Genomic DNA, 24,512 nt, shown 5'->3' with positions numbered 1-24,512 from the left:
TTCGCGTTGGCAATAGTCTTAATTCAATACTTGATATCGTAGGATTATATATCAAGTTGGCGATTTTCTAACTCACTTATGTCAATACTTGTCAACATAAGTATAGTTTTGTATATAAAATAGTCAGCTTAAGACTAGCTCCTAACACCATTGAGGTCATATATCTAACGTAGCACTTTGTATTCTGTAATGCACATTTAGTTGATGTTCCTTTAAAATCCTTTGCATAGCTTGACATTTGTTGCTTCAAGTCTTGTAAGTTGCAATATATTTGGTCAATAAGCTAGTTGATTTTTGGCATAATCCATAGTATGAAAACACCTCACAGACGTTGTTTGTTATTTAATGTCGGATTGATGCCATATCTCGATGCTCTCTCATGGCAGCGATCGCTCTTGACTCAGCGCATTCATCATCCTAGTCTAGAGGATGTGTTAATCTTGCTGGAGCATCCCCCTGTCTACACTTTGGGACAAGGAAGTAACCCGGAATTTCTCAAGTTTGACCGACAAAATACTAAGTTTGATGTCCACACAGTTGAACGGGGCGGCGAGGTGACTTACCATTGTCCTGGTCAGGTGGTAGGTTATCCGATTTTAAATCTGCGACATTATCGCCAAGACCTGCATTGGTATTTAAGGCAATTAGAAGAAGTATTAATTCAGGTATTAGCTGTTTATGGCTTGTCGGGCGATCGCCTTGCGGGTTTGACTGGTGTTTGGCTAGAAGGACAAAAAGTAGCCGCCATCGGGATTAAAGTTAGCCGTTGGATTACTATGCATGGGTTCGCCCTCAATGTTTGTCCTGATATGTTAGGCTTTCAAGAGATTATCCCCTGTGGTATTGCCGATAAGCCTGTAAGTAGTTTAGCCGAATGGATTCCCGGTATTACCTCTCAAGAGGTACGTGTTCATATAGCCCGGTGTTTTGCCCAAGTATTCGGCGTAGAATTGATTGAGGACTAACTACATTGCTGGAGCAGCGGAAATCACCAACAATACTAGCAGTACCATAATCAGGATACTCAGTTTAAATATCAGGTAAGTGGTAGGGTCAGATAATGTGAGATTGTGAGTCATCTTACACCTCCAGCTGGTTTCCTGCCTCCATTGTGGCTCAAAAATCCCTAAAATACTGCTGATGTGAACTTTCAGTAATATTTTGTAGCATTCCTACACTGGGGCAGATTTTTGATATTCTATCCGTAGTTGTGGAATATCAGCCCGGTCACTCTCATAAAACACAATCCGCCTGAGTTCTTGTAAACCCAATTGTGTAAACTGGGCTAGTTCGGAACTAGACAAAGGCCAAGGCGGTCCATCAGGTTCTACCTCAGTTTCCCGAAACCGATTAATCAATAGTAAAGTACCTGCTGGTGCAACTACAGAAGCAACCGATGTGATTACAGTTGAGCGGATATTTAAGGGTAGAGCTTGGATATTCCTGATTTCTACCACTAAGTCAAAGGCTTGTTCCCATTGTGAGGGAAGGGCTAACAAATCTACAACGACATATTTCACACAGGAGTTAGGAAATCGTTGCTGACACCAGTTAATGGCCGTGGGGGAAATATCAAAGGCGGTTACTTGAAATCCCCTGGTTGCTAAAGCTTCCGCATCATCCCCTAAACCACACCCAATCACTAGGGCTGATTTTCCCTGACCTTGAGGGTTATTAGTCGTCAACCAATCTTGTAAATAGGGGTGAGCGGTTAACTTTGCCCAAGGAATCTGGGTTACATCACCCTGAGACTGACTATACAAAACATCAAACCAGGCGGTAGGATTTGATTCCTCTATAGCTTGAGTGGCTAGTTTTTTTACCCTTTGCTGTAAATTTTGTGGCTGTTTCTCAAACATCTTTTACCTCTGGTTGCAATAACTGGTTGAAATAAATTTATACATAAATACCCCCAGAAATTATGAGGGAGTTGGGGGGTATTTAATTCTGATGACTAGCTATACAGGGTTAGGTTGAGTTTTACCTTGCAGTAGCTGAATAACCGCAGTTTTTTCTAATATTCCCACAAGTACGCCATTGTCACGAATGACAGACAGGGTAGATAATTTTTGTTGTTCTAGTAGCTGTACTACTTCTAACAGGGGTTGATCTGATTTGACTGTGGTAGATTGCTCAATGGACTTCATGACGGTGCTGATGGGGGTTTGTGTCCATTGTGTTGTGGGAATACCTCGCAAATCATCCAGATTAATTACGCCTACTAATCTTCCCTCTTCATCAGTGACTAAGAATTTCCTCCAGTCTTGATTTTGGAAAATTCTTTGATCGGCAAACTCTCTAAGGCTAGTATTAGCCGATATAATGGGGCTATCACTGGTAACAGCATCTGCTGCTGTTAAACCTGTGCATTTTTCTTGCACCCTGGCAAATTGCGCTGCTCTACCGGCATTTTGCAGCAGGAAGAAACCGATTAATAGATTCCAAAAGTTAGCAAAGCTACCAAAGAATACTAGTGGAATTAAACCAGATGCGATCGCCACCCCACCAAATACTTGTCCGACTCTACTGGCAAAGGATACACCTTTATAAGGATTTCCTGTAATCTTCCACACAGCAGCTTTGAGGATATTACCACCATCTAAGGGCAAGCCGGGAATCAGGTTAAATAATGCTAAGGCTAAGTTAACAGAGGCGAGAACACCAAGGATCGCTGCTGTTGCACCTGTGGCTGCGGTGGTGACACCAATTACTGTCAAGATACCATACAGAAGGAAGCTCACTAACGGACCGGCGATCGCCACCCAAAATGCTTCCCCTGGAGTTTGGGACTCTTTTTCTAAGCTAGCCAAACCGCCAAATATAAACAAGGTAATAGATTTTACATCAATTCCCTGGTGAATTGCTACAAAACTGTGTCCTAATTCATGGGCGACGACGGAGGTAAACAATAACAACGCCGTCATCAGTCCCAGTAAAAAAGCTAATCCCCCAGATAACCAGGGAAATTGCGCTGTTAGTCCACTACTGTAACTCCAAGCTACTAAGCCCAGCACGAGAAACCACGACGGATGGATATAGAAGGGAATCCCGAAGATATTGCCAACGCGAATTGTACCATTCATGCCGTACACCTTTGAATACATCTGCTGTATCCAATAATTGTAACGTAATATTAAAATCTATTAATTTATTCCCCAGTTGTGGTAACCGCACTAAAAGGGGCGGTTTGTAGCCTGTCTTGTTGCTATAGTTGTGAATTTCCCATAGTCCATAAGCAATTGTGAGGTTAGTCTGAATTCGCAGGGATTGTTGGGAATTGAGCTATGGAGATTCTGGAGTCTTTTGCAAGCGAATCAATGTATTATATATTTCCCGTTTTAACTCATTGTTACTTTGTAGCTCCATAGTGATTTTGTTAAATTGGTCAATACTGAGTCCATTATTTTCCACTATTTTCAGAGAATGATTACAGTAACTCACGGCAATATTTTGAGCCGGACGTGGTAGCTCTTGGATACTCTTGGGATCATTACAAATAATTCTGGGTATTTCTCCACCCCCAATCAGTTTTTTAATTTCCTCAAAAGCCCTTTGTCGGGGTGTTTCCATTGCCAAAATAGCTTGGGCGTAGCTGGTAATCTGAGTATTATTAACGGAATTGTTTACAGGTGGTGTTTGACCATGGGCTTGGTAACTGAAGGTAAGACCGCTAGTAATCAAACTAGCAGTGGTGAGAATACCTAAACATAGAATCTGGGAGAGCATATGTTGCAGACTAGTGTGACAAAATAAATTAGGGGTTGGTTTCATAAAGTCTATGACACACAAGTATAATAGGAATAGTTAATAGCTTTGAATTATTTTAGGAGTCAGAAGTTCCAACCAAACTGCCTTTGAAGAAAATTTTTATCTTTTTGCTCTTTAATCTTGACCAGAACAACCTCTGTTTGGGTGGGGAAACTCCTCTAAATAAGTGGGCTGAATGAATCAAGAATCTCCAGCGCTTCTAGCCTTGGGAGTGTCTGCGAACTTGGCATACTTGACAAATTTCTATAACTTTTGTCTGCAGTGCGGATACTTCAGGGGATCCTTGCTTGAGACTTACTTCTAATTGTAGTAGTAGTGGTAAGCAAGAGATGAGTTGCTCTAGAGAAAGTAATTTGACTTCTTGCTGTAAGAAGTAAATGCGTTTAGGGTTGTTAATTTCGGCTACTTGGGCGATCGCTTGGGGGTTACGTTCTCCGTTTTCCATGGCTATCTTCACTAATAACCAGGTACGGAATTGACCTATGAGAGTAGCAACTATCCGTAGTCCTGGTTCTGCAGCATTGATCAGATCAGCTAAAATGCTCAAGGCTTTGGGTGTATCTCCCATTCTAATTGCTGCTGCTAATTGTAGACTATTTTGGGTAGTATTTCTGACTAATTGCGTAATGGTATCTATGTCTAGAGGCTTAGTGGTATTAGTTGTATAAAGTCGCAGTTTTTCCATTTCATTATACAGCAAGCGTGTATCATTACCTACAGCCTCAGCTAAAAGTTCTGCACCGCGGGAAGTTAGTTTCACCCCCACAGTTTCAGCCACTTGATTGACGGACTGTACCAGCAATTCTGTTTTCCAAGGTGGGATGAGGGAAAATTCTCGAAATTCACTAGCGCATTTTTTCAGTAATTTAGTGGATTTGATGCGTTCATCTGGTTTGTTGCGACTGGTGAGTAGTAACCAGGAGTTATCGGGAATTACTGACAAAGTTCGCGTTAGTTCTGCTAAAATGTTCTCTGGGCAATGCTGACAGAGTGTGCTATTGACTAGCCACACCAACCGTCCACCAGCACCAAAGGCTGGTGTCATCACTTGATTTAAACCAGCAATTGCTGCATCTGGTTGATCTGGTGATAGGATCGTATAGTTAAAACTTATCCACAGGGGATCAAGGATGCGATCGCGCAATGTCGCCACTGCTTTTTCTATGGCGAAATCATCTTCACCCCAATATACATAGATTGGCATAAGTTCACCCCAGATCAGATGCTGATATAAGTGGACAGAAAAAAATCATATTGTTAAGATAAGCGGTCAGATTTATGATTAAATCAAAAACAGTGCAACAATTACCGGCGCAATGGATAACACCAGAAAATTTTTGGTCTTATGGTCAGGTAATTTCGCCTATTGAAGATGGTAAAAATTTTGATGGGAAAGATGCGCAATTAAACTTACAAAATGGGACGCCGCGATTTTATCTTATGAGGCTAGAAAATCGGGGTCGTAATTTTGATAAAATTACTCGTCATTTGCAATGTACCCAATGTTTAGGTTCTTTAGGAGGAAAGGACTGGTTAATGGCTGTTTGTCCTCCTCATAATCATTTAAATCAACCGGTATTAGCCCAGATGGCTGCTTTCCGTATACCGGGAAATTGCTTTATCAAATTAAACCAGGGTACTTGGCACGCGGGACCCTATTTTGAACATGAAGTTGTAGATTTTTATAATTTAGAACTGGCTGATACTAATGTAGTGGATCATTTCACTCATGATTTATTCGAGAGTCATCAGTTAGAATTTGAAATCGTGACAAAGCCTTTTTCAGGCTCATGAAGTACACACCAATTCCCTATTCCCTGTTCCGGTGTTCCCTGAAACTAAAAAAAATTGTACCTCACGAGCATGGGAAATGGTGATATAATTCAGATAGTATACACCCTGAATAATGTTGGTATTCTGTGTTGATTTATAACCAATAGCAGTTCTCGGGTTGTGCTGAGATATTATTTAACTTTTATATATGGAATTGCAGCCTTATAGCATGCAGGGGTGTATCCTTGAACTGCTCAAAATTAGAAGGGAATCAGCGGAATAAATTTTGATAACAGAAACCGCGTTAATACCAATAAGTTAAATAGTATGAAAGACTGAAGGCAAACATCGCGAAAATCACAGGAATGACATTACTCAGTTCCAGTTTTCGTTTATTGAAAATTTGCCACAGGTTCATGATGATAACTACAGGCCATAAAATCGTTGTGACTAGAAACATCACAAAAGATAAAAATTTATCTTCGGGAGTAGAAGTAGGATGACGCAGAGAAAATTTTAGCCAATTGGTGAAGAAATAGCAGCTCATCAGGAAATAACTTAATAGTAATGTTACTTGGATCTGATTCATGTTTCACACTCCTTATGATTGGTACCAGTCAAGTGAATACAGCTATTATATGATTGGATTTCCCAAAATACAGATATATGTAACTTCGATCTTCTTTCTTCTGATACCGCACTAATATTTTTTAGTGAGATAGATAATATTACCCCTGAGAAGCAAACAGTATTTATGGTTAATTTCAGCTAAAAATTAGTGGGTGGCAATTATGACTAATTTTCAGTTAGACCAATTTACATTAATTCATTCTGGAACGAGTTGTCACAGGGGTGTAACCCCCGGTAACCAACTATACAAAAATAATGTATCAGTCATAGAAATCATCTGACCAATGTATAAATAATCAAAAAAAATACGCAGAGCAATTCCCGAGGTTGCCATTCTACTTTCTGGCATTTGTAGGTAGGCAGTAATCATTGTCTTAGCTCAATGAGCTATGGAGATTTACAGCTTGGAATTAGAAAGCATACGATAACTATAGCCGAGATGGGAATCTTTTTGAATGTATTGTTTCATCCTATCGAGGTCAATAAATTCGTCAGCAACATCAATTAAATTATCGCTAGTCATGGTTCGCAAACTAACCAATTCAACGCGAGAACCTGTAGCGGTAACTGCATTGACCGCATAGGCTAAATCTCCGTCTCCACTGACTAAGATAGCTGTATCATAGTAAGGAGCTAAGGTAATCATATCCACAGCAATTTCTACGTTCAAGTTGTGTTTTTTTGTATGGTCTGCCAGTTGTACTTCTTTGGTAACCACACGATAACCATTTCGACGCATCCAAAAAAGAAAACCTTGTTGCTTTTCGTTAGGGCGTGAACGTGTCGCACTTAGTCTTGAGGTATCGATAGCAGTGTAAAAGAAAGCTCGCAACAACCGCGAACCCCCAGTTAAATAACACAGCAATTTGAGATAGTCGATTTCAATACTCAATTGTAAAGCTGTTTGAAATAGACTGACGCCATCAATGAAAATAGCTACTCGACCACGATTTTCAATATTTAATGAGGAACCATCAGATAATTGCTCTATTTTTGGGGAATGTTCATTTTTGGCACTATTTTTTATCAAGTTTTTTCTGGGTAAATCAGGTTCTTCCTGTGGTCGTTTATGGGGCTTTTCTGCTTTGGTAAAATTGGTGCTAGTCATTGACTCCTCTAGATTTTAAATTTGGCAACGCTTTGGGGTAATTTGTCAATAGTCTCGTTTCATGGTGTAAATAGAGCTACCATTTGCAACAGTTTAAATCCCGGAATCAAAGTTTTTTGATTTTACCAAGGGGGGACTAGTTGCAAATAAACTCAAATTGTCCTAATTGTAGAGATTCCCAAATGTAAAGCCCAGAGCAGTGATTCAATCTGGTTAACGCAGGTTTTACGCAATCTTTCCTGTGCCTACAGGTATGTTTTTCATGACTTACTGCTAATGCATATAGGTTGACTACAGGACATAATAACTTGGGTGAACCCCGCTTCCTGTAATGGTAGAAGTAAGCTTGAACCTTTGGCAGTTATTCTTATTGTACATCTCTATGAAAAAATTCCACATTAAGGCAATCTTTGTATATTCCTCTAGTGATATTTACTCTTAGAGGATGTTGGGAAAGTATTAAACAGGTAATTTTTATATTAGGGAACAGCGAACAGGGAACAGGGAACACACCGAAGAATTGGGCAACACACAAAAAACAATAAAATCCAGTCCCCTCCCCTTACAAGGGGAGGGTTAGGGTGGGGTCAAACAATAGTTGATACACTAATCATGACTTATCAAACATTCTCTTAATGTTTGAGTTAAAGTTATCAAAACTAAATATTAGTTATTACTTAATTTTAAAATTTAAGCAGAATAATGGAATTGCCTATTTTCCACTTATATGGCTAATTTAATTTATTTAACGGAAAACGATGCATACTCCAGACCGTTACTATTCATACTTTTACCCTAACTACCTATAATCTGCTGTATGACATCGGCAGGAGTTAAAATGAAAAAATACCCCCAGTAGTTAACTGAGGGATTCTGCAAGTCGGTATTGTCGCACAACGATATTCGAGAATTTAATCATATTAAGTCTTAAGTAAGAAAATATGCCAAATTGCCAAATTGTTTTCGATCGCCATAAACCTAGGTCTATTGGTAGATGACCAAATTTATTTTGGGGAATGAGTCATAAAACTGAAACTACCTTTAAGATCATCAGTAAAGGTATCTTTAGTAGCTTTGGCATGAAACGTATTGTCTTGATTGCTGGATTTGAATCGTTTAATGCTGACTTGTACAAGAAGGCGGCTGAATCAGCTAAATCACGCTGTCCTCATTTGGATATTCGGGTGTTTAGCGATCGCAATATTACCAGTGACCCAGGGGAAGTAGAAGCAGCACTGGATGGCGCGGATGTGTTTTTCGGCAGCTTACTATTTGATTATGATCAGGTTTTGTGGCTGCGCGATCGCATTAACCAAATTCCCATCCGTCTGGTATTCGAGTCAGCCTTAGAGCTAATGAGTTTAACCAAATTGGGTAACTTTGCCATTGGCGACCAACCCAAAGGAATGCCAAAACCAGTTAAATTCATCCTGGACAAATTCAGCAACGGACGGGAAGAAGACAAACTTGCTGGGTATATTAGCTTCTTAAAAATCGGTCCTAAACTACTGAAATTCATTCCAGTAAAGAAAGTTCAAGACTTACGCAACTGGTTAATTATCTATGGATATTGGAACGCTGGCGGTTCTGAAAACCTTGCTGCCCTATTCTGGATACTAGCAGAAAAATATTTAAATTTAAAGGTTGGCGACATTCCCCCACCGCAGGAAACCCCGAATATGGGGTTACTGCATCCTGAATATGAGGGATTTTTCACATCCCCCCGGGAATATTTAAAGTGGTATCTGGGGCGGCAGATGTCTCCCCTGGGATTATTATCAAAGGGCGGGGAAGATGGCCGCCCGACAAAACCAGTAGTAGGTATTCTCCTTTACCGTAAACACGTAATTACGCAACAACCATACATTCCCCAACTCATTCACCGTTTTGAGCAAGGGGGTTTAATTCCCTTACCCATTTTTATCAACGGCGTAGAAGGACACGTAGCGGTAAGGGATTGGATGACCACCGACCATGAAGCCCAGCAACGAAAACAAGGTAATATAGAAACTTACTCGCTGTCAGATCAAGCAGTCCAGGTAGATGCAATTGTCTCTACCATTGGCTTTCCCTTAGTAGGCGGTCCGGCCGGTTCAATGGAAGCAGGCCGCCAGGTGGAAGTAGCTAAACGCATCCTGACAGCGAAAAATGTACCTTATATAGTAGCAGCACCCCTGCTGATTCAAGATATTCACTCCTGGACACGTCAAGGTGTTGGCGGACTGCAAAGTGTAGTGTTATATGCTTTACCAGAGCTAGATGGGGCAATAGATACTATTCCCCTGGGGGGGTTAGTGGGTGAACAAATTTATCTGGTGCCAGAACGAGTACAACGGTTAATTGGTAGAGTTAAAAATTGGGTTTCCTTGCGGCAGAAATTGCCATCTCAACGTAAAATAGCAATTATTTTATATGGATTTCCCCCTGGTTATGGGGCTGTGGGAACTGCGGCTTTATTGAATGTTCCCCGCAGTCTGGTTAAGTTTCTCCACGCCCTCAAAGACCAAGGTTATGATGTTGGGGATATCCCCGAGGATGGGGAAGAATTAATTCGTCAGGTGAAAGCAGCAGATGAAGAAATGGAAACCTGGCAAAAAAATCAGCCTTTTCCCTCCTCTGCTAATACTGTTCATGTCCGTAAACTAGAAAGATGGTTGGGGTATCTGCTGACTTCCCGCATTGAAAAACAATGGAAGTCTCTACGGGGAACTGGAATTAAAACCTATGGGGAAGAATTACATATTGGCGGTATACAGTTAGGTAATATTTGGATTGGTGTACAGCCGCCTTTGGGTATACAAGGCGACCCGATGCGGTTAATGTTTGAACGGGATTTAACTCCCCATCCCCAATATGCGGCTTTCTATAAATGGCTACAAAATGATTTTGCGGCTGATGCTGTGGTTCACTTTGGGATGCATGGGACAGTAGAATGGTTGCCTGGCTCCCCCCTGGGTAATACTGGTTATTCTTGGTCGGATATTTTATTGGGAGATTTACCTAATCTATATATATATGCCGCCAATAATCCTTCTGAGTCGATTTTGGCCAAGCGTCGGGGTTATGGGGTGTTAATTTCTCACAATGTCCCCCCCTACGGTCGCGCTGGTTTGTATAAAGAGTTGTTATCTTTGCGAGATTTAATTGCGGAGTATCGAGAAGACCCGCAGAAAAATTATGCTTTGAAGGAGGTGATTTGTAAGCAGATTGTTGATACTGGTTTGGATGCTGATTGTCCGTTTACTGATGCTCAACGTTTGGGAATTGCTTTTAGTCCTGAGAATGTGAGGATGTTTAGCGCTCACGCCTTTGATGATTATTTGCTGAAGTTGTATGAATATCTCCAGGTGTTGGAGAATCGTCTGTTTTCTTCTGGGCTGCATATTTTGGGGGAAGCGCCGAATGAGGAGGAGTTAGCGGGATATTTAGAGGCTTATTTTGGCAAAGAATCCCAGGGAAGGACAGAACACCCACAGGAGGAGGAGTTAGTTACTGACTTGTTGATGCAGTCTACTGATGAGTTGAGGAGTTTGTTAAGGGGTTTGAATGGGGAGTACATTTTACCTGCGCCTGGGGGTGATTTACTGCGGGATGGTGCGGGGGTGTTACCTACGGGCAGAAATATTCATGCTTTAGACCCTTATAGAATGCCTTCTCCTGCTGCTTATGCTCGGGGACGGGAAATTGGGGAGAAAATTATTGCCCAGCATTTGGCGGAACATAAAACTTATCCGGAAACGGTGGCGGTGATGTTATGGGGTTTGGATGCGATTAAAACTAAGGGTGAGTCTCTGGGTATTCTTTTGGAGTTGGTGGGGGCGGAACCTGTGAAGGAGGGGACTGGGCGTATTGTCCGTTATCAGTTAAAGCCCTTAGCTGAGGTGGGACATCCCCGCATTGATATTTTGGGGAATTTATCGGGGATTTTTCGGGATAGTTTTGTCAATATTATTGAATTATTAGATGATTTGTTTCAACGGGCGGCTGATGCTGATGAACCCGAAGAGCAGAATTTTATTAGAAAGCACGCTTTGGCTTTGCAGTCCCAAGGGGTAGAGAATAGTTCGGCAAGATTGTTTTCTAATCCCGCTGGTGATTTTGGTTCTTTGGTCAATGATCAGGTGGTTGATGGTAATTGGGAATCTGGGGAGGAGTTGGGTAAGACTTGGGAAGGTCGCAATGTGTTTAGTTATGGTAGACAAGATAAGGGTCAGGCTAGACCAGAGGTTTTAAATACTTTATTAAAAACTAGCGATCGCATTGTTCAAGAAATTGATTCTGTGGAATATGGTTTAACCGATATTCAGGAATATTACGCTAATACTGGGGGTTTAAAAAAAGCGGCGGAAAAGCAACGGGGTAAAAAGGTGACTACCAGCTTTGTGGAAAGTTTTTCCAAGGACAGCACCCCCCGGAATTTAGATGATTTACTCCGTATGGAGTACCGCAGCAAGTTAGTCAATCCCAAATGGGCGCAAGCCATGGCTAATCAAGGTTCTGGGGGTGCATTTGAAATCTCCCAACGGATGACGGCGTTAATTGGCTGGGGTGGTACTGCTGATTTCCAGGATGACTGGGTATATGACCAAGCAGCAGATACTTATGCTTTAGATGCTGAAATGGCGGAGAAGTTACGCCGGGCTAATCCTGAAGCTTTTCGGAATATTTTAAGCAGAATGATTGAGGCACATGGGCGGGGTTTATGGCAAGCGGATGCAGATAAAATCGGTAAGTTGCGTCAGTTATATGACTTAACAGAGGAACAATTGGAAGGTGTGACGGTTTAACTAATTGTCAATTATTTGCTTAAAACATAGTTGATACACTAATCATGACTTGACAAACATCCTCTCAGAAGCAAGAATCCCCCGCTACATTGCTTTGCAGTTAGCGCTTGAGTTTCAAATTTAATAATAACTGCTGCCCGAAGGCGATCGCCTCTTCTGGGGTAGAAACTTTTCCCTCAGCTTGTGCAATGGCAATTTCTGTCAATAATTCGCCTAATTTTGGGGAAGGGGGAATATTTAGTGCTATGATTAAATCATCGCCACTCACTAATTTAGTGGGATGGGCAACCAGATCATCAGGGTTCAGGTACCGGCTGATTAATGGTGCATAGGCGCGTAGCGACTTGTGGCCTGAGGTCGCCGATACCAGATTATTATCTATTAAGGCTAAGATGATTGTAGCCGCAAATACATTTCCCGCCTCTTGGAAGAAAAAATATTGTTCTCTCACAGACATATGAGGCGATTTGAGTAGGGGAAACAGCTTTAGGGCGGTGGTCACAGCCTGAATTTCAGCACGGCTGTAAGTGAGTGCTTGGAGTTGGATTTTAGCAACTTCTGGGTCAGGGTGAACTAGACAAGCGAGTTTAGCAATGCCTAACCAAGTAGTTTTGACTGTATCCCGGATATGCTGCTGTAATTTTACATCTAATTGTGGCCAATATTTAGCAATTACACCAGCTACTGTGTCTACTGTTGCCAATTTTTGCCAACTTTCGGGGGTCGCATGGGGAAAGAAAGGCGCAAGTAAATGATGTGACGCGGCTTTAACTAGCCAAAATGTCCCTTGAGGATTTGCTAATAAATAAGCAACTTCTCCCCGTACTCGTTCCGGAGCGACTTGTGTGATCTGTGGTGCTAAGGTGGCAATAGTTGCCTGAGTAGTCGGTTCAATGGTAAAACCAAGTTGGGCAGCTTGACGATATGCCCGCATTAATCGCAGGGGGTCATCTTGAAGATTAGCCGGTGATACCATGCGTAATATACCCCGTTGTAAATCATCATAACCGTGTAAGGGGTCGAAGATGGTTTGGGTATGGGGATGATAAGCGATCGCATTAATGGTAAAATCCCTTCTAGATAAATCTGCCTCTAAACTATCTCCCTCCTGTTGGGCAAAATCCGCTGTAGCGTTGGGAAATACCACCCGAGCGATTTGCCTTTCGGGGTCGAGTAGTACAAAACCAGCATGATAATGGCGGGCGATGGTGTGAGCTAGCAGCACCGCCTGAGATGGAATAATAAAATCGAGATCCAAATATTCACGAGTCTTACTCAACAGGGCATCACGCACTGCACCACCTACCATATAAGCAGATGATGGGAGAAGTTGCCAGTTAAAAGGGCAATTTTCGGTAACTAGAGTGAGATTTCTCAAACTGTGGATTGTCATAAAAATCAACCCAACAACTAGTGAATACAACTTGGGCTTAAGTTACATTAACATTAACAGTAAAATAGGTTTTTGGAGTCAGTTCGATTATGTGTATTTGTGTGAACTGCCACTACGTAGACCGCTGTCAAACCTACCACGCAGTAGAAACACAGCACCAACAGCCACACCTAACTGAAAATCCCACCTTTGATCCGAGTGAACCTTCCATCAACGTCAACATTCGTACCAGCCAAGATGTCATTGAAATGGAGTGGGACGTGGTGGGTTGTTTGAGCTTTAAGCAGGAAGTGGGTAAGTGGTCAAAATTGCGTCCTGGAGAACTAGTACCAACCTGAACCAATACAATTACCATTGAAGGCGGCTACTACTGAGTGACGAGGGTAGCCGTTTAGGCAAAAATCAAGGCCATGTTTCCTCCTGTATGGATTCTTATCGTTTAATGTACTCAGTTGCTTTGTAACTGTTATGTGCATCTAACATAGAGGTTAAATGACTGTGGAATATACCATTGTAATTAGCCGTGATTCAACAAATAGAAGACCTTGGAGCCAAACCCTACGCATTATCCCTACACACAACCACTCCCTCACTGGGTTTGGCTATCAGTGATTTTAATAGTGAAAGTCGTGCTCATACTTGGGATTTGGGGCGTGATTTATCTAGTTACATCCATCAATACTTAGTAGAATTTATTAAGCCCCACACTTGGGAAGAGTTAGGATTTATTGCTGTAGCTAAAGGTCCTGGTGGTTTTACCGGAACCAGGATAGGCCTTGTCATTGCCCGCACCTTAGGACAACAATTAAATATCCCTGTATTTACCATTTCCACCTTAGCCGCATTAGCTTGGGCTAAAAAACCTCAAAACCAGCAAAAATCGGGGGTAATAGCCGTAGAAATGCCAGCACAAAGGGGAAAAGTGTTTGGTGGGATATATGAACCATCCGCTGATCAGTCGAGCATCAGAGCCTTATTACCGGATACTGTATTCACACCGGAAACATGGCAAGAAACCTTAGCTAACTGGCAGAGTGAATATAAACTAATTAAAGCTACATCTAACTTGGCTATAACTGTAGGCAGTATTTTGGAATTGGCTTATTTAGATTGGCAAGAAGGTAAACATCCCCATTGGTTCGATGCTCAACCATATTATGGGCAGCACCCCGTAGAAAATTAACATATTTTTACATCTCCTTACCCTCTTCCCTGGGTGGAACAGCGAGAGACAGGTACAACCCATCCTCGCTGAGGATATACAACTAAGCTGTCAAAGAAGCGATCGCTTGTTCAACAGCTTGTAAAGCCAAATTGATTTCCGCCTCAGTGACAATCAACGGGGGTACGAAGCGGACAACCTTGGGACCTGCGGGTACTAACAACAGACCCTGCTCTATAGCCACCTGCACAATATCAGCGGCGGTGATCTGAATATCTGCTTGTAACTCCATACCATTGATTAAACCCCAACCGCGGACTTCAGAAATCACATGGGGATATTTAGCGGCGATGGCGTTTAATCCGTCACGTAACTGAGCACCCCTGGCTTCCACATTTTGCAAAATATTTTCTTTTTCCAAAGTCTGACAAACAGCCAAGGCCACACCACAAACAAAGGGGTTACCGCCAAAAGTACTGGCGTGTTCTCCTGGTTGAAAAACATCGCAGAACTTCTTACTCATCATCGCCCCAATGGGGATACCGCCACCCAAACCTTTCGCACTGGTAAAGATATCTGGTTCCACACCTAGATATTCATAACCCCATAACTTACCGGTGCGTCCCATACCAACTTGCACTTCGTCGAACATCAACAAAATACCAGTTTCATCACAAAGTCGCCGTAGCTTTTGGAAATAAGCCAGATCCCCCGGGCGGACACCACCCTCTCCTTGCAAGGGTTCAATCAGAATTGCGGCGACACGATAATCACCTTCATCTAACTCACTAATTGCTGCCTCAAAGGCACTAACATCGTTATAGGGAACATATTCAAAGCCGGGGACTAAAGGATCAAAGTATTTTTGATACTTCGGTTGTCCGGTGGCGGTGATTGTCGCCAAAGTCCGACCGTGGAAACTAGCATTGGCTGTGAGGATAATCGGTTTGTCAATTTCTAGAACCGTGTGAGCATATTTGCGCGCTAGTTTAATGGCTGCTTCGTTAGCTTCAGCACCGGAATTACAGAAAAATACCCGGTCTGCACAGGAGTGTTGAACTATCCATTGGGCTAATTGACCTTGTTCGGGAATATAGTACAAATTAGAAACATGGTGCAGTTTTTGGATTTGGCGCGTTACCGCCTCTACCATAGCCGGGTGGGCGTGACCCAGGGTACAAGTGGCTATTCCGGCCACAAAGTCCAGATATTCACGTCCCTGGGTATCCCAAACCCGACAACCTGCACCCCGGTCTAAAGCTAGGGGAAACCGAGCATAGGTTGACATAACAGCTTCATTGAAGCTATCAGCGTCAAAAGGGCTGGATGACATAGAATTTGATGTTGGGGGGATGGTAGCTTGCTCAATGAGAGTTTCTATACTCACGGCCGCGCCTCCTGATATCTCTTTAATTTTAATAGTCACTTACTAGTTTGCTAGAAATTATTAAAAATAACATTTTATTTATTAAATCTGATACTTTTTTCTAGGTGAACGGTTAAATATTCTGCCAAACGATGGTAACGGTAAAATAACTTTGTATTCCACACTTGAGAAAAAATACCGAAGACTCCAACAAGAACTCACCCTGGGGACTATCTCCCTGGGGGGCGTTTTTCTCACCGGTACTTTATGGTACAAGTTCATGGAGGGTTGGTCATGGGAAGAAGCGGCTTATATGACAGTGATTACCTTAACTACTGTGGGCTTTGGGGAGACTAATCCCTTGAGTAGAAAAGGACGATTATTTACAATTGCCTTGATTTTGTTGGGTGTAGTCACTATTGGTTACATGATCAATAGATTTACAGAAGCCGTCATTCAAGGCTACTTTCAAGAAGGAATGAGATTACGGCAGCAGAGAAGGTTAATGGAAACCCTGACACAACATTATATCATCTGTGGATTTAGTCGCACTGGCCGTCAAATTGCTAAGGAATTTCAGGCCGAAGGCGCACCTTTTGTGGTGGTTGATTCGGATTTAGAATCTGTAGAACAGGCACAAGCACAAAATTACATAGCATACCAGGGCGATGTCACTCTGGATGATACCCTCTTGAGGGTGGGGGTAGACCGAGCAGTTTGCATTGTGGCGGCTTTACCTTCTGATGCTGAAAATTTATATACTGTATTGACTGCAAAAACACTGAACCCGAAAATTAGAGCGATCGCCCGGGCTAGTACGGAGGAATCGGTAAAAAAAATAAAACGCGGCGGGGCGGATATCGTGGTTTCACCTTATATTACTGGTGGTAAGCGGATGGCGGCCGCAGCCTTAAGACCCCAGGTGTTGGATTTTGTCGATGGTTTTATCTCTAGTGCAGAACGCCAGTTTTATATGGAACAGTTTCTAGTAGACCCCCTGGTATGTCCTCTGGTGGGTCAGAGTTTAAAAGAAACAAGGTTGCGATCGCAATCTGGGGCTTTAGTGATTGCCATTCGCCGCGCTGATGGTAGTCTGATTGGCGGTCCGACTGGGGATACTATTTTATTACCTGGAGATACACTAATTTGCCTGGGAACATCAGAGCAATTACGTAGGCTTAACCAAATTCTCATCCCTATTAATGCTCAACCACGACACCGAGGGAGAAATATTTAATTAACGCTAACATCCAAGTAAAGCCTTTGGTGTGTGTCCAATAAAGTATACACCAAGCTCCCTGTTCCCTGTTCCCTGTTCCCTGTTCCCTTGATATTTGATTTAAATTCAATTCCAACCGTGTAAGGGTGCAATCTCTTTCGTAAAAGTGGCGATAATTCTTGGGGGTGCAACTGATATTAAAATACTCGGATAAACTGCTGCACCCCATAGGGGATGAATCAGTACACGACATTTGTTTTTTATAACTGGATAGTTGAGCAAAGCTTGCACTACTGCTGTGTCGTTGTGGGGAATTTTGCCCGGACGTGACAGTAAAGGATAGCCAGTGCGAGGATCAATCAGGTCTGTTAAATAGCCGCAATCTCTGAGTTTAAATGCTAAATCGCAACCAAACCGCATAAACTTTTCTCGTAAGCGTTCTTTCTCTAATTCTATTGCGGTGGTTCTTTTTACTAGTTGATAACGTGATTGTTGTAAAACAATTACAACCCATATACAAGGTTGATTTTTCCAGTCTGGTAATATCTGTTCGCAGTTGGCACAGATATAATGGCTGGGGGGATGAATAGAAATCTGCACCGCTTGTCCTGTTTCGCCAACTAAATTAATAGGACAGGTTTGCTCCGATAGCGATAGTGTGGCGTTAGCCATAGTGTAAACTGGGGAATAGTTCACTATATTAATTCGGTTTTCGCAAGTTTTACATTAAACTATTGCTATGATGATAACTCTTAAAAGTTCATAAAACTCATGAAATTTGCATAATTATTGATGTTTCTTAAAATTTGTTGTGTATGAGTGCTGATTTTTTGAGTCTGATGTTTATGGTTTATTAGGTTATACGTATAAATTATCATACATTTAATACTTACAGCACTTCTCAAGTAAATAAAGTACACACTTTAAGATCATAAATCTTGTGGGGTGGGCATCCTGCCCGCCCTTGTACCTACTCAGATAAAATGCGCTGTATATAAGGGAAAATTCCCCCCTGGTACAAAAATAAAGGTCAAAACCTCAAAGGTATGACCTTTATAGAAGACTGGTGTCTAATTAAGTTTGAGCGCATTAACTGGGACTTCATCCCAAGAGTTAACTATTCGCAATTGTGCTACCCAACCGGCTAATTTTTGGCTATCAGTCAAATTTTCTTCAAAGGATTGATGACAGTGTTTAGCTTGGGATTCATCACAACAAGCAATACAAGCGTGAATCATACCCGAAGGATCAATTTGCTCGTTTACCCAAATTGTCATAGAATGTATCCCCCTAAGGTAATTTAATATTTTATGTTTTTAGAATACTACTCAAGGGTGGGACTTTCATAAACTCACAACTCCTGGGGAATTAGAAAACATCAGCTGGGTCAGCTTTACGTAGTTTACCCATGGCGATCGCCCCAGAAAAACTACACATAATAACCGTGAGAATAAATACAGTTATGGCTCGTTCTACCTTCATAGTTATGGGTAGCATGGTGGCGGCGTAGGTTAACTGATATAATCCAAATGACAGGAAAAAAGCGGGTATATAACCCAAAACAGCTAAAAATAAAGCCTCTTGTAGCAAAACCCCCAAGAGATAACCATCGGTATATCCAATGGCTTTGAGGGTGGCGTATTCTGGTAGGTGTTCGGAGACATCAGAGTAAAGAATCTGGTAGACAATCACTATACCGACAATAAACCCCACTACCACACCTAAACCAAAAATGAAACCAATCCCAGTACTCTCGGCCCAGTAATTCTGTTCTATTTGGGCGAAATCTTCTATGGTTAATACTTTAATATCATTGGGTAAGCCTGCGGCTAGTTGCGATCGCATTTCCTCAATATTTACACTAGGCTTGAGTGTAATTAATCCTACCTCTGTCTTATCTCTTTGGCGTTCGGGGAAGAGTTGTAAAAAGGTAGAGTCACTGGTAATGACATTCCCATCCGCAGCAAAGGAAGCACCATTATTAAATAACCCCCGAACACTGATGGCTTGATTATTGAGTTCTGTGTTAAAGTTACCTGTGGTTGCGAAAATATCACCCACTGCGCCATATTCTGGACGACCATCTTGATCAAACAGAACTTGATACAATGACTTGAGATGATGCTGATTTTGTTGTACTGCGGGAAATCTAAACGCCGGTGCTACAGGGTCAATACCCCAAACTAAAATAGCACGATCCAAACGTGTTTGGGGATTGCGCCATTGTCCAGTGCCAATATAAACAGAATTTACTGATTGTACACCCTCATAACCCAATGTTTGATAAAGTCGCTCTCTAGAAAAGCTTTTGACTGAAAATAAAGTTTGAAATTGAGGATTAATTAAAACTAAATCTGCTTGTAGGTTCCGATGCGGTTTGGTAGCTGCGTCAAATAGCGCACTTTCAAACCCTAGCTGAATAAACATCAGCATATCAGCAAATGTAATACCTGCGACGGCGACTAGTAAACGAGTTTTTTCTTTCATTAACTGTCGCCATGCAAGGGGGGTTTTATGTAAAAATTTGAAAAACATATAGAAATCCGGTTTGGTTTCTCAATTGATTTGTCTAGGTAGGGAACAGGGAACAGGGAACAGGGAACAGGTAAGAAGAATTGCCGTGTGTACTGAGTCTTGTTCAAAAATCAAATAGGAGTCCTATATGAGTGTTATAATTCAATGGCTGTTTGCACTTGTAAGTTAGTTAATCCCGCTACTTTTTGACTGTCTGTGGGATCTAGGCGAATTCTTACCTCAATGACTCGACTATCTAGGTTTTCCCCTGGTTGGTTGCTAAATACATTTTGTCTATTTACCTGTAGGCCAATTTGAGAAACTGTTCCCCGCAATTCACCATCAAATGCTTGACTGGTAACTACTGCTGATTGTCCTAGTTGAATTTTACTAATATCGGTTTGATACACTTCTGCTATAGCAATCATTTGCTGGGTTTGTGCTAGTTGCGCAATTCCATCATCCCCAATTTTTTCGCCCTTACGGGCGTGAATTTTCAGGATTTGTCCCTGTATTGGTGCTTTAATATAGGCAGATTCTAAGTTGGTTTTCATTTGTTTGAGTACGGCGGTTGCATTCTCAATTTCACTTTTGGCTAGTTCTATATCTACCGGGCGAATTTCAGCAATACTGTTGAGTCTGGCTTTTGCTTCTGTGATTTGTTTATTCCCGGTGGAGTTGATGCGCTTGAGCGCAACTTGCGCTTGGGTTAATTCTCTGCTTGCTGTGGAGTTAATGCGCTTGAGAACTGCTTGCGCTTGTTTTAGTTGCTGTTGTGCGATGTCTAAACTTAAGCGTTTATTGTCAAATAAAGAATTAGAAATTACTCCATCAGCAGATAGTTGCTGATAACGTTCATATTCCCCTTGGGCGTTATTGAGTTCTACTTGCAGTTTGTTAATTGTCGCCTCTTGTGCTATCCTTTCCCCCATCCATTGTGCTTCTATGCGGGCGATCGCTTCTTGCTGGGCGATGATGTCTGTTTCTAACTCAGCTTGTAAACGTTCAATTGTTGCTTGTTGCGCCTGAATTTCTCCAGTTTTAGCCCCCGCTTGAATTTGAGCTAGTTTAGCAACAGCAACTCTGATCTGTTTTTCTGCTTGGAATACAGCAGTTTGGAGACGGTTTATTGAGTCGAGAATTGCTACTACTTGCCCAGATTTGACTGGCTCTCCTTCCTGTACTAAAATCTCAGCTATGCGATCGCCATCTAATTGTAGTGGTGCTGATAGGCTAATTACTTCTGTTTCTGGTTCTAGTCTTCCTAATGCGGTAACTCTGGTTGCAGTTGGCGGATTTTCTACGGCTACGGTATTTTCACTACTTAAATTAAACTGGGATAGTCCATAAATAGCAATTCCCGATGTCATTACTGTAGCACCTACCACTAATATGATTAACTTTTGATGGGGAATTTTAAATCGCACATTTGGGGACATTTTTACCTCTTTTAATTACTGTTTTTCAGATTTATGGAGTTTAGGATTTACAGCGCACTTCATCTGAGTTAGGTACAATAGGTCACAGATATCATCACTCAATAAGTCACCCAAAAAAAACAGTGGGTCACTGACTCTACATTGACCCACTATTTGTATGTGCCTAATTATTAGTCATCTTACTAAAAACCCGGTAGTAAAACCATGTAGTTGCTTCCTTGAGAGGAAACAGCAAATAGGTAAGAGGATTGATAGTGACAATAATATTCCGGTAATCTCGCCTTGCTAAAAACAAGATACCACGAGCTACCTGCTGGGCTGACATGACTCCATAGGGATTAAGTGAACTTTTGAACGGACCCAATATTAACTTACGAATTACACAACTTCCATCCAACCGCTTGAGGGTGACAATATTCCCTAATGTGCGTTTACTCAGTTCATACAAAGGACTGAAAGCGGGGGAAACTTCAGCCTCAGAAGTATTCACCCAAATTTCCTTAGTTGCTCTATCTTGTGGTCCGGTGATTGTAGTTAAAAATATATCTATCAGTCGCACTGCGGAAAAAGTGTTCACTTCATAGGAAGTAGCGATCGCCTCCGGTGTGCGATTGTTGTAGACATTCACACCGTGATTAATAATCAAGATATCGACTTTCTTCAAACTATCCTTGAGTTGGGCTTCATTCCCCAATTCCCAGGAAAGCACCTTTAAATTACTCTGGGGTGCTAATTTTTCCGGGTTGGTGGTTAAGGCCACTACTTTAGCATTATGCTTGAGTAGTTCTGCTACTAATGCTTGACCCAGAGCGCCGGATGCTCCTGTTAAAGCGACGGTTTTACCTTTGAGAGATAATGATGTACCCAGTATTTTATCCACTAGAGGAAATACACCACTGTAGTAAGCATTGACATCATCAAAATGATGTCGCCAATGGTAAGAACGATTCACCCACCACACAGAAGGGATGATTTGTAACGGTCCGGGTAAGTGATTGTAGTCTGTATCGATTTTACCAGAAAAATATCGCACAGAAGCGCCATACAAGAAAGTACAGCCATAGACTACTCCCAGCCATAACCCCATGTGGTTAACCAGTAAGGCAATGATTGTTAAAACCACCACTAGTAAACCGGACTCAACCACATCATGATACAGCTGTGAGTCCTGGTAAGCTTGTAGGGAGACTATAGACAAATCCCGCCGATATACTTGATGATGCTTATTGTGCCATTTAGCTAACCATTTCACCTGGTGACACAAAACATGGTAACTATCTCTGAATACTTCCGCTAGGAGCAGTGAAAACACTCCCCACCCAGCAAACTGCACACAAGCAAGTAAGTTAAACATAATTAACATAAGATATTATAATGTAGTTTTTTCTATGCTATTTGCCATATTACATTAGGTAATCAACTTAAATCACTATTGTATTAATGTTATTAAACATAAAAAATTTAAATGTATAAATACATATTTTTAGGTTAAAATCATTATTGCTTACCTAAAGCTGTTTGGTAAACCATACCATTAAGATTAGGAAATAGTCCTTAATCTATTGTTTGGGGTAGATATAAATGTAGTACACTGCCAAACATCTTTTTATCTACGCTGGTGGATACACAAATTAATTATTTTTTTTTATCCCAAATAGCCACAAGCAGCATTCAAGGTCTAAATGTGCGCGACAAGGATTAAAGTAATTTAATTTTTGTCGTCCGAGTTAAATAGTTGAAATTCAATGTTAAGTAAAATGACTCAAACTAACAACCTCTTTGTACAAATCAACGGTGATAGCGTACTGTACCCTCTTTCCTCCTACGCTACGGAAGATAGAAACGGTCAGTTCAGCATTACAAACAATCAAACCCAATTAGAACTCAAAGGTAACACTTGGAAAAAACTCGACTTCGGAAACAACTACACCATTACCGCAAATACGATCCTAGAATTTGACTTCCAAAGCACCATCGAGGGAGAAATTCACGGACTTGGGTTTGATAATGATAATGTACTGAGCACAAATTGGCTATTCAAACTCAGTGGAACCCAGAATGCGGGATTAGGAACCTTTGATAACTACGTGACAGGTTCCGGGTGGCAGACTTACCAGATTCCAGTGGGAAATTTCTTCGGAGGTAACTTTCAGTACTTCGTCTTTAGCAACGACCATGATGTATCATCACCTACTGGTAATGGTCAATTCCGGAATGTGAGAATTTATGAAAATGTAGCAGTACTAGACATCTACCCTGCTAACGCAGTGCAAGCAGAAGGCGACACAGGGACAACCCCCTTCACCTTCACCGTCACCCGTAGCGGCGACACCACAGGTACAAGTACCGTCAACTGGTCTGTTACAGGTACGGGTGACAACCCTGCTACTGCTGATGACTTTGGGGGGGGAACATTACCATTTACGGGTTCACTTGAGTTTGCCCCAGGGGAAACCACCAAGGAATTTATAGTCGGCGTAAGTGGTGACATTAGTTATGAAGCTGATGAAGGATTCAGCGTGACCTTATCTAATCCTGTGGGCGCCATCATCAACACAGACACTGCAGAGGGAACCATTCTCAATGATGATGTGCCAGCTACCCTAGACATTGCCCCTCTTAACGCAGTGCAAGCAGAAGGCAATGAAGGACTCACCCCCTTCACCTTCACCGTCACCCGTAGCGGCGACACCACAGGTACAAGTAGCGTCAACTGGGCGGTGACCCTTTCCGGTGGGGCTGATGCTGCTGACTTTAGCCTCACTCCGGCCATTAACAACAGCCGAAGGGAGACAACCACACCATCATGGCCTTATGCACCAAATCGACTGATAGTTCAATTCAAGCCAGGAGTTACCAGCACCCAAGCCAATGAAATTAAAAATAGCCTGGGAGTAGTCAAGACACAAAACATCGGACTCACCGGGGCAGAAATTTGGGAACTACCAGAAACAACCTCCGTAAAAACAGCCCTGGCCACCTACGGTAGGAGTCCAGTATTTAAATACATCGAGCCTGATTATAGGGTCACCACCGCCGCCACCATTCCCAACGACCCCGGCTTTAACCTCCTGTGGGGACTACATAACACAGGACAAACGGGAGGTACTCCAGATGCAGACATCGATGCCCCAGAAGCCTGGGACATTCAAACTGGTGACCCGAACTTAGTAATTGGTGTAATTGACACCGGAGTAGATTATACCCACCCAGACTTAGTGGGCAACATTTGGACAAACACCGGAGAAATTGCTGGCAATGGTATAGATGATGACGGGAACGGCTACATAGACGACATCATGGGTTGGGACTTTGCCTATAACGACAACAACCCCATGGATGTAGACGGACAT

21 protein-coding genes are annotated in these 24,512 nt (G+C 42.0%); 7 read left to right on the top strand and 14 right to left on the bottom strand.

Annotated features, from left to right (window positions below; translation table 11 throughout):
* The first annotated feature begins 311 nt into the window (after positions 1–311).
* A complete protein-coding gene (gene lipB / locus PN447_RS16765; protein WP_271764146.1) occupies positions 312–965 on the top strand; it encodes a lipoyl(octanoyl) transferase LipB in 654 nt (217 codons plus the stop codon).
* A 207-nt stretch (positions 966–1,172) separates the two neighbouring features.
* Here the strand turns inward: lipB and PN447_RS16760 are convergent, their stop codons facing one another.
* The 4 genes from PN447_RS16760 to holA all read right to left on the bottom strand — a co-directional run bounded on the left by PN447_RS16760 (position 1,173) and on the right by holA (position 4,972).
* Positions 1,173–1,859: a class I SAM-dependent methyltransferase gene (locus PN447_RS16760; protein WP_271764145.1), complete on the bottom strand. Its 687-nt coding sequence runs from the start codon at positions 1,857–1,859 to the stop codon at positions 1,173–1,175.
* Between the two features lie 99 nt (positions 1,860–1,958).
* On the bottom strand, positions 1,959–3,083 hold the full coding sequence (locus PN447_RS16755; protein WP_271764144.1) for a site-2 protease family protein: 1,125 nt from the start codon (positions 3,081–3,083) through the stop codon (positions 1,959–1,961).
* Positions 3,084–3,282: 199 nt separating this feature from the next.
* Positions 3,283–3,771: a DUF4168 domain-containing protein gene (locus PN447_RS16750; RefSeq protein WP_271764143.1), complete on the bottom strand. Its 489-nt coding sequence runs from the start codon at positions 3,769–3,771 to the stop codon at positions 3,283–3,285.
* 196 nt (positions 3,772–3,967) lie between these two features.
* Positions 3,968–4,972, bottom strand: coding sequence for a DNA polymerase III subunit delta (holA, locus tag PN447_RS16745; RefSeq protein ID WP_271764142.1), 1,005 nt, complete (start codon positions 4,970–4,972; stop codon positions 3,968–3,970).
* Positions 4,973–5,046: 74 nt separating this feature from the next.
* Between holA and PN447_RS16740 the strand changes: the two genes are divergently transcribed.
* Positions 5,047–5,562, top strand: a complete 516-nt coding sequence (locus tag PN447_RS16740) for an ureidoglycolate lyase (protein WP_271764141.1) — start codon at positions 5,047–5,049, stop codon at positions 5,560–5,562.
* Positions 5,563–5,845: 283 nt separating this feature from the next.
* Here PN447_RS16740 and PN447_RS16735 read toward each other — a convergent pair whose 3' ends face one another.
* The 3 genes from PN447_RS16735 to PN447_RS16725 form a co-directional block, all read right to left on the bottom strand.
* On the bottom strand, positions 5,846–6,130 hold the full coding sequence (locus PN447_RS16735; protein WP_271764140.1) for a hypothetical protein: 285 nt from the start codon (positions 6,128–6,130) through the stop codon (positions 5,846–5,848).
* A gap of 255 nt (positions 6,131–6,385) precedes the next feature.
* On the bottom strand, positions 6,386–6,541 hold the full coding sequence (locus PN447_RS16730) for a hypothetical protein (protein ID WP_271764139.1): 156 nt from the start codon (positions 6,539–6,541) through the stop codon (positions 6,386–6,388).
* Positions 6,542–6,568: 27 nt separating this feature from the next.
* Positions 6,569–7,279: a LabA-like NYN domain-containing protein gene (locus PN447_RS16725; RefSeq protein ID WP_271764137.1), complete on the bottom strand. Its 711-nt coding sequence runs from the start codon at positions 7,277–7,279 to the stop codon at positions 6,569–6,571.
* Between the two features lie 1,079 nt (positions 7,280–8,358).
* Between PN447_RS16725 and bchH the strand changes: the two genes are divergently transcribed.
* Positions 8,359–12,066, top strand: a complete 3,708-nt coding sequence (gene bchH, locus PN447_RS16720) for a magnesium chelatase subunit H (RefSeq protein WP_271764148.1) — start codon at positions 8,359–8,361, stop codon at positions 12,064–12,066.
* Positions 12,067–12,166: 100 nt separating this feature from the next.
* Here bchH and PN447_RS16715 read toward each other — a convergent pair whose 3' ends face one another.
* Positions 12,167–13,459: a CCA tRNA nucleotidyltransferase gene (locus tag PN447_RS16715; protein WP_271764136.1), complete on the bottom strand. Its 1,293-nt coding sequence runs from the start codon at positions 13,457–13,459 to the stop codon at positions 12,167–12,169.
* Positions 13,460–13,548: 89 nt separating this feature from the next.
* Here PN447_RS16715 and PN447_RS16710 point away from each other — a divergent pair, with 89 nt between their 5' ends.
* A complete protein-coding gene (locus PN447_RS16710) occupies positions 13,549–13,797 on the top strand; it encodes a Ycf34 family protein (protein WP_200986892.1) in 249 nt (82 codons plus the stop codon).
* 185 nt (positions 13,798–13,982) lie between these two features.
* A complete protein-coding gene (gene tsaB / locus PN447_RS16705) occupies positions 13,983–14,642 on the top strand; it encodes a tRNA (adenosine(37)-N6)-threonylcarbamoyltransferase complex dimerization subunit type 1 TsaB (RefSeq protein ID WP_271764135.1) in 660 nt (219 codons plus the stop codon).
* 82 nt (positions 14,643–14,724) lie between these two features.
* On the opposite strand, the gene PN447_RS16700 is transcribed toward tsaB, so the two are convergent.
* Positions 14,725–16,008 carry an aspartate aminotransferase family protein gene (locus tag PN447_RS16700; RefSeq protein ID WP_271764147.1) on the bottom strand — a complete coding sequence of 428 codons (1,284 nt, stop codon included), beginning with the start codon at positions 16,006–16,008 and terminating at the stop codon, positions 14,725–14,727.
* A gap of 151 nt (positions 16,009–16,159) precedes the next feature.
* Here PN447_RS16700 and PN447_RS16695 point away from each other — a divergent pair, with 151 nt between their 5' ends.
* Positions 16,160–17,224 carry a potassium channel family protein gene (locus PN447_RS16695; protein WP_271764134.1) on the top strand — a complete coding sequence of 355 codons (1,065 nt, stop codon included), beginning with the start codon at positions 16,160–16,162 and terminating at the stop codon, positions 17,222–17,224.
* 108 nt (positions 17,225–17,332) lie between these two features.
* On the opposite strand, the gene PN447_RS16690 is transcribed toward PN447_RS16695, so the two are convergent.
* The 5 genes from PN447_RS16690 to PN447_RS16670 form a co-directional block, all read right to left on the bottom strand.
* Complete coding sequence (locus tag PN447_RS16690) at positions 17,333–17,905, bottom strand: methylmalonic aciduria and homocystinuria type D protein (protein WP_442867109.1); 573 nt, start codon at positions 17,903–17,905, stop codon at positions 17,333–17,335.
* A gap of 371 nt (positions 17,906–18,276) precedes the next feature.
* Positions 18,277–18,483: a glycogen debranching protein gene (locus PN447_RS16685; protein WP_200986888.1), complete on the bottom strand. Its 207-nt coding sequence runs from the start codon at positions 18,481–18,483 to the stop codon at positions 18,277–18,279.
* Between the two features lie 91 nt (positions 18,484–18,574).
* Positions 18,575–19,741 carry an ABC transporter permease DevC gene (gene devC, locus PN447_RS16680; RefSeq protein ID WP_271764132.1) on the bottom strand — a complete coding sequence of 389 codons (1,167 nt, stop codon included), beginning with the start codon at positions 19,739–19,741 and terminating at the stop codon, positions 18,575–18,577.
* Positions 19,742–19,875: 134 nt separating this feature from the next.
* On the bottom strand, positions 19,876–21,159 hold the full coding sequence (locus PN447_RS16675) for an ABC exporter membrane fusion protein (protein ID WP_271764131.1): 1,284 nt from the start codon (positions 21,157–21,159) through the stop codon (positions 19,876–19,878).
* Between the two features lie 163 nt (positions 21,160–21,322).
* Positions 21,323–22,513: a bifunctional sterol desaturase/short chain dehydrogenase gene (locus PN447_RS16670; protein ID WP_271764130.1), complete on the bottom strand. Its 1,191-nt coding sequence runs from the start codon at positions 22,511–22,513 to the stop codon at positions 21,323–21,325.
* A 403-nt stretch (positions 22,514–22,916) separates the two neighbouring features.
* On the opposite strand from PN447_RS16670, the gene PN447_RS18760 reads away from it, so the two are divergent.
* A partial coding sequence (locus tag PN447_RS18760; protein ID WP_442867108.1) for a S8 family serine peptidase occupies positions 22,917–24,512 on the top strand: 1,596 nt, incomplete at its 3' end.

The organism is Anabaena sp. CS-542/02 (genome assembly GCF_028331085.1).
Classification (GTDB): domain Bacteria; phylum Cyanobacteriota; class Cyanobacteriia; order Cyanobacteriales; family Nostocaceae; genus Anabaenopsis; species Anabaenopsis arnoldii.
Note: the sequence above shows the minus strand (reverse complement) of the source record. Positions and strands in the feature narration are given on the sequence as shown.

What these genes read in the sequence shown, in the direction of transcription:
- PN447_RS16750 (WP_271764143.1), bottom strand. Translation starts at nt 3,771, where the DNA reads ATGAAACCAACCCCTAATTTATTTTGTCACACTAGTCTGCAACATATG.
- holA (WP_271764142.1), bottom strand. Translation starts at nt 4,972, where the DNA reads ATGCCAATCTATGTATATTGGGGTGAAGATGATTTCGCCATAGAAAAA.
- PN447_RS16675 (WP_271764131.1), bottom strand. Translation starts at nt 21,159, where the DNA reads ATGTCCCCAAATGTGCGATTTAAAATTCCCCATCAAAAGTTAATCATA.
- PN447_RS16725 (WP_271764137.1), bottom strand. Translation starts at nt 7,279, where the DNA reads ATGACTAGCACCAATTTTACCAAAGCAGAAAAGCCCCATAAACGACCA.
- bchH (WP_271764148.1), top strand. Translation starts at nt 8,359, where the DNA reads ATGAAACGTATTGTCTTGATTGCTGGATTTGAATCGTTTAATGCTGAC.
- PN447_RS16760 (WP_271764145.1), bottom strand. Translation starts at nt 1,859, where the DNA reads ATGTTTGAGAAACAGCCACAAAATTTACAGCAAAGGGTAAAAAAACTA.
- PN447_RS16755 (WP_271764144.1), bottom strand. Translation starts at nt 3,083, where the DNA reads ATGAATGGTACAATTCGCGTTGGCAATATCTTCGGGATTCCCTTCTAT.
- PN447_RS16740 (WP_271764141.1), top strand. Translation starts at nt 5,047, where the DNA reads ATGATTAAATCAAAAACAGTGCAACAATTACCGGCGCAATGGATAACA.
- PN447_RS16735 (WP_271764140.1), bottom strand. Translation starts at nt 6,130, where the DNA reads ATGAATCAGATCCAAGTAACATTACTATTAAGTTATTTCCTGATGAGC.
- PN447_RS16730 (WP_271764139.1), bottom strand. Translation starts at nt 6,541, where the DNA reads ATGATTACTGCCTACCTACAAATGCCAGAAAGTAGAATGGCAACCTCG.
- PN447_RS16715 (WP_271764136.1), bottom strand. Translation starts at nt 13,459, where the DNA reads ATGACAATCCACAGTTTGAGAAATCTCACTCTAGTTACCGAAAATTGC.
- PN447_RS16670 (WP_271764130.1), bottom strand. Translation starts at nt 22,513, where the DNA reads ATGTTTAACTTACTTGCTTGTGTGCAGTTTGCTGGGTGGGGAGTGTTT.
- PN447_RS16710 (WP_200986892.1), top strand. Translation starts at nt 13,549, where the DNA reads ATGTGTATTTGTGTGAACTGCCACTACGTAGACCGCTGTCAAACCTAC.
- devC (WP_271764132.1), bottom strand. Translation starts at nt 19,741, where the DNA reads ATGTTTTTCAAATTTTTACATAAAACCCCCCTTGCATGGCGACAGTTA.
- PN447_RS16685 (WP_200986888.1), bottom strand. Translation starts at nt 18,483, where the DNA reads ATGACAATTTGGGTAAACGAGCAAATTGATCCTTCGGGTATGATTCAC.
- lipB (WP_271764146.1), top strand. Translation starts at nt 312, where the DNA reads ATGAAAACACCTCACAGACGTTGTTTGTTATTTAATGTCGGATTGATG.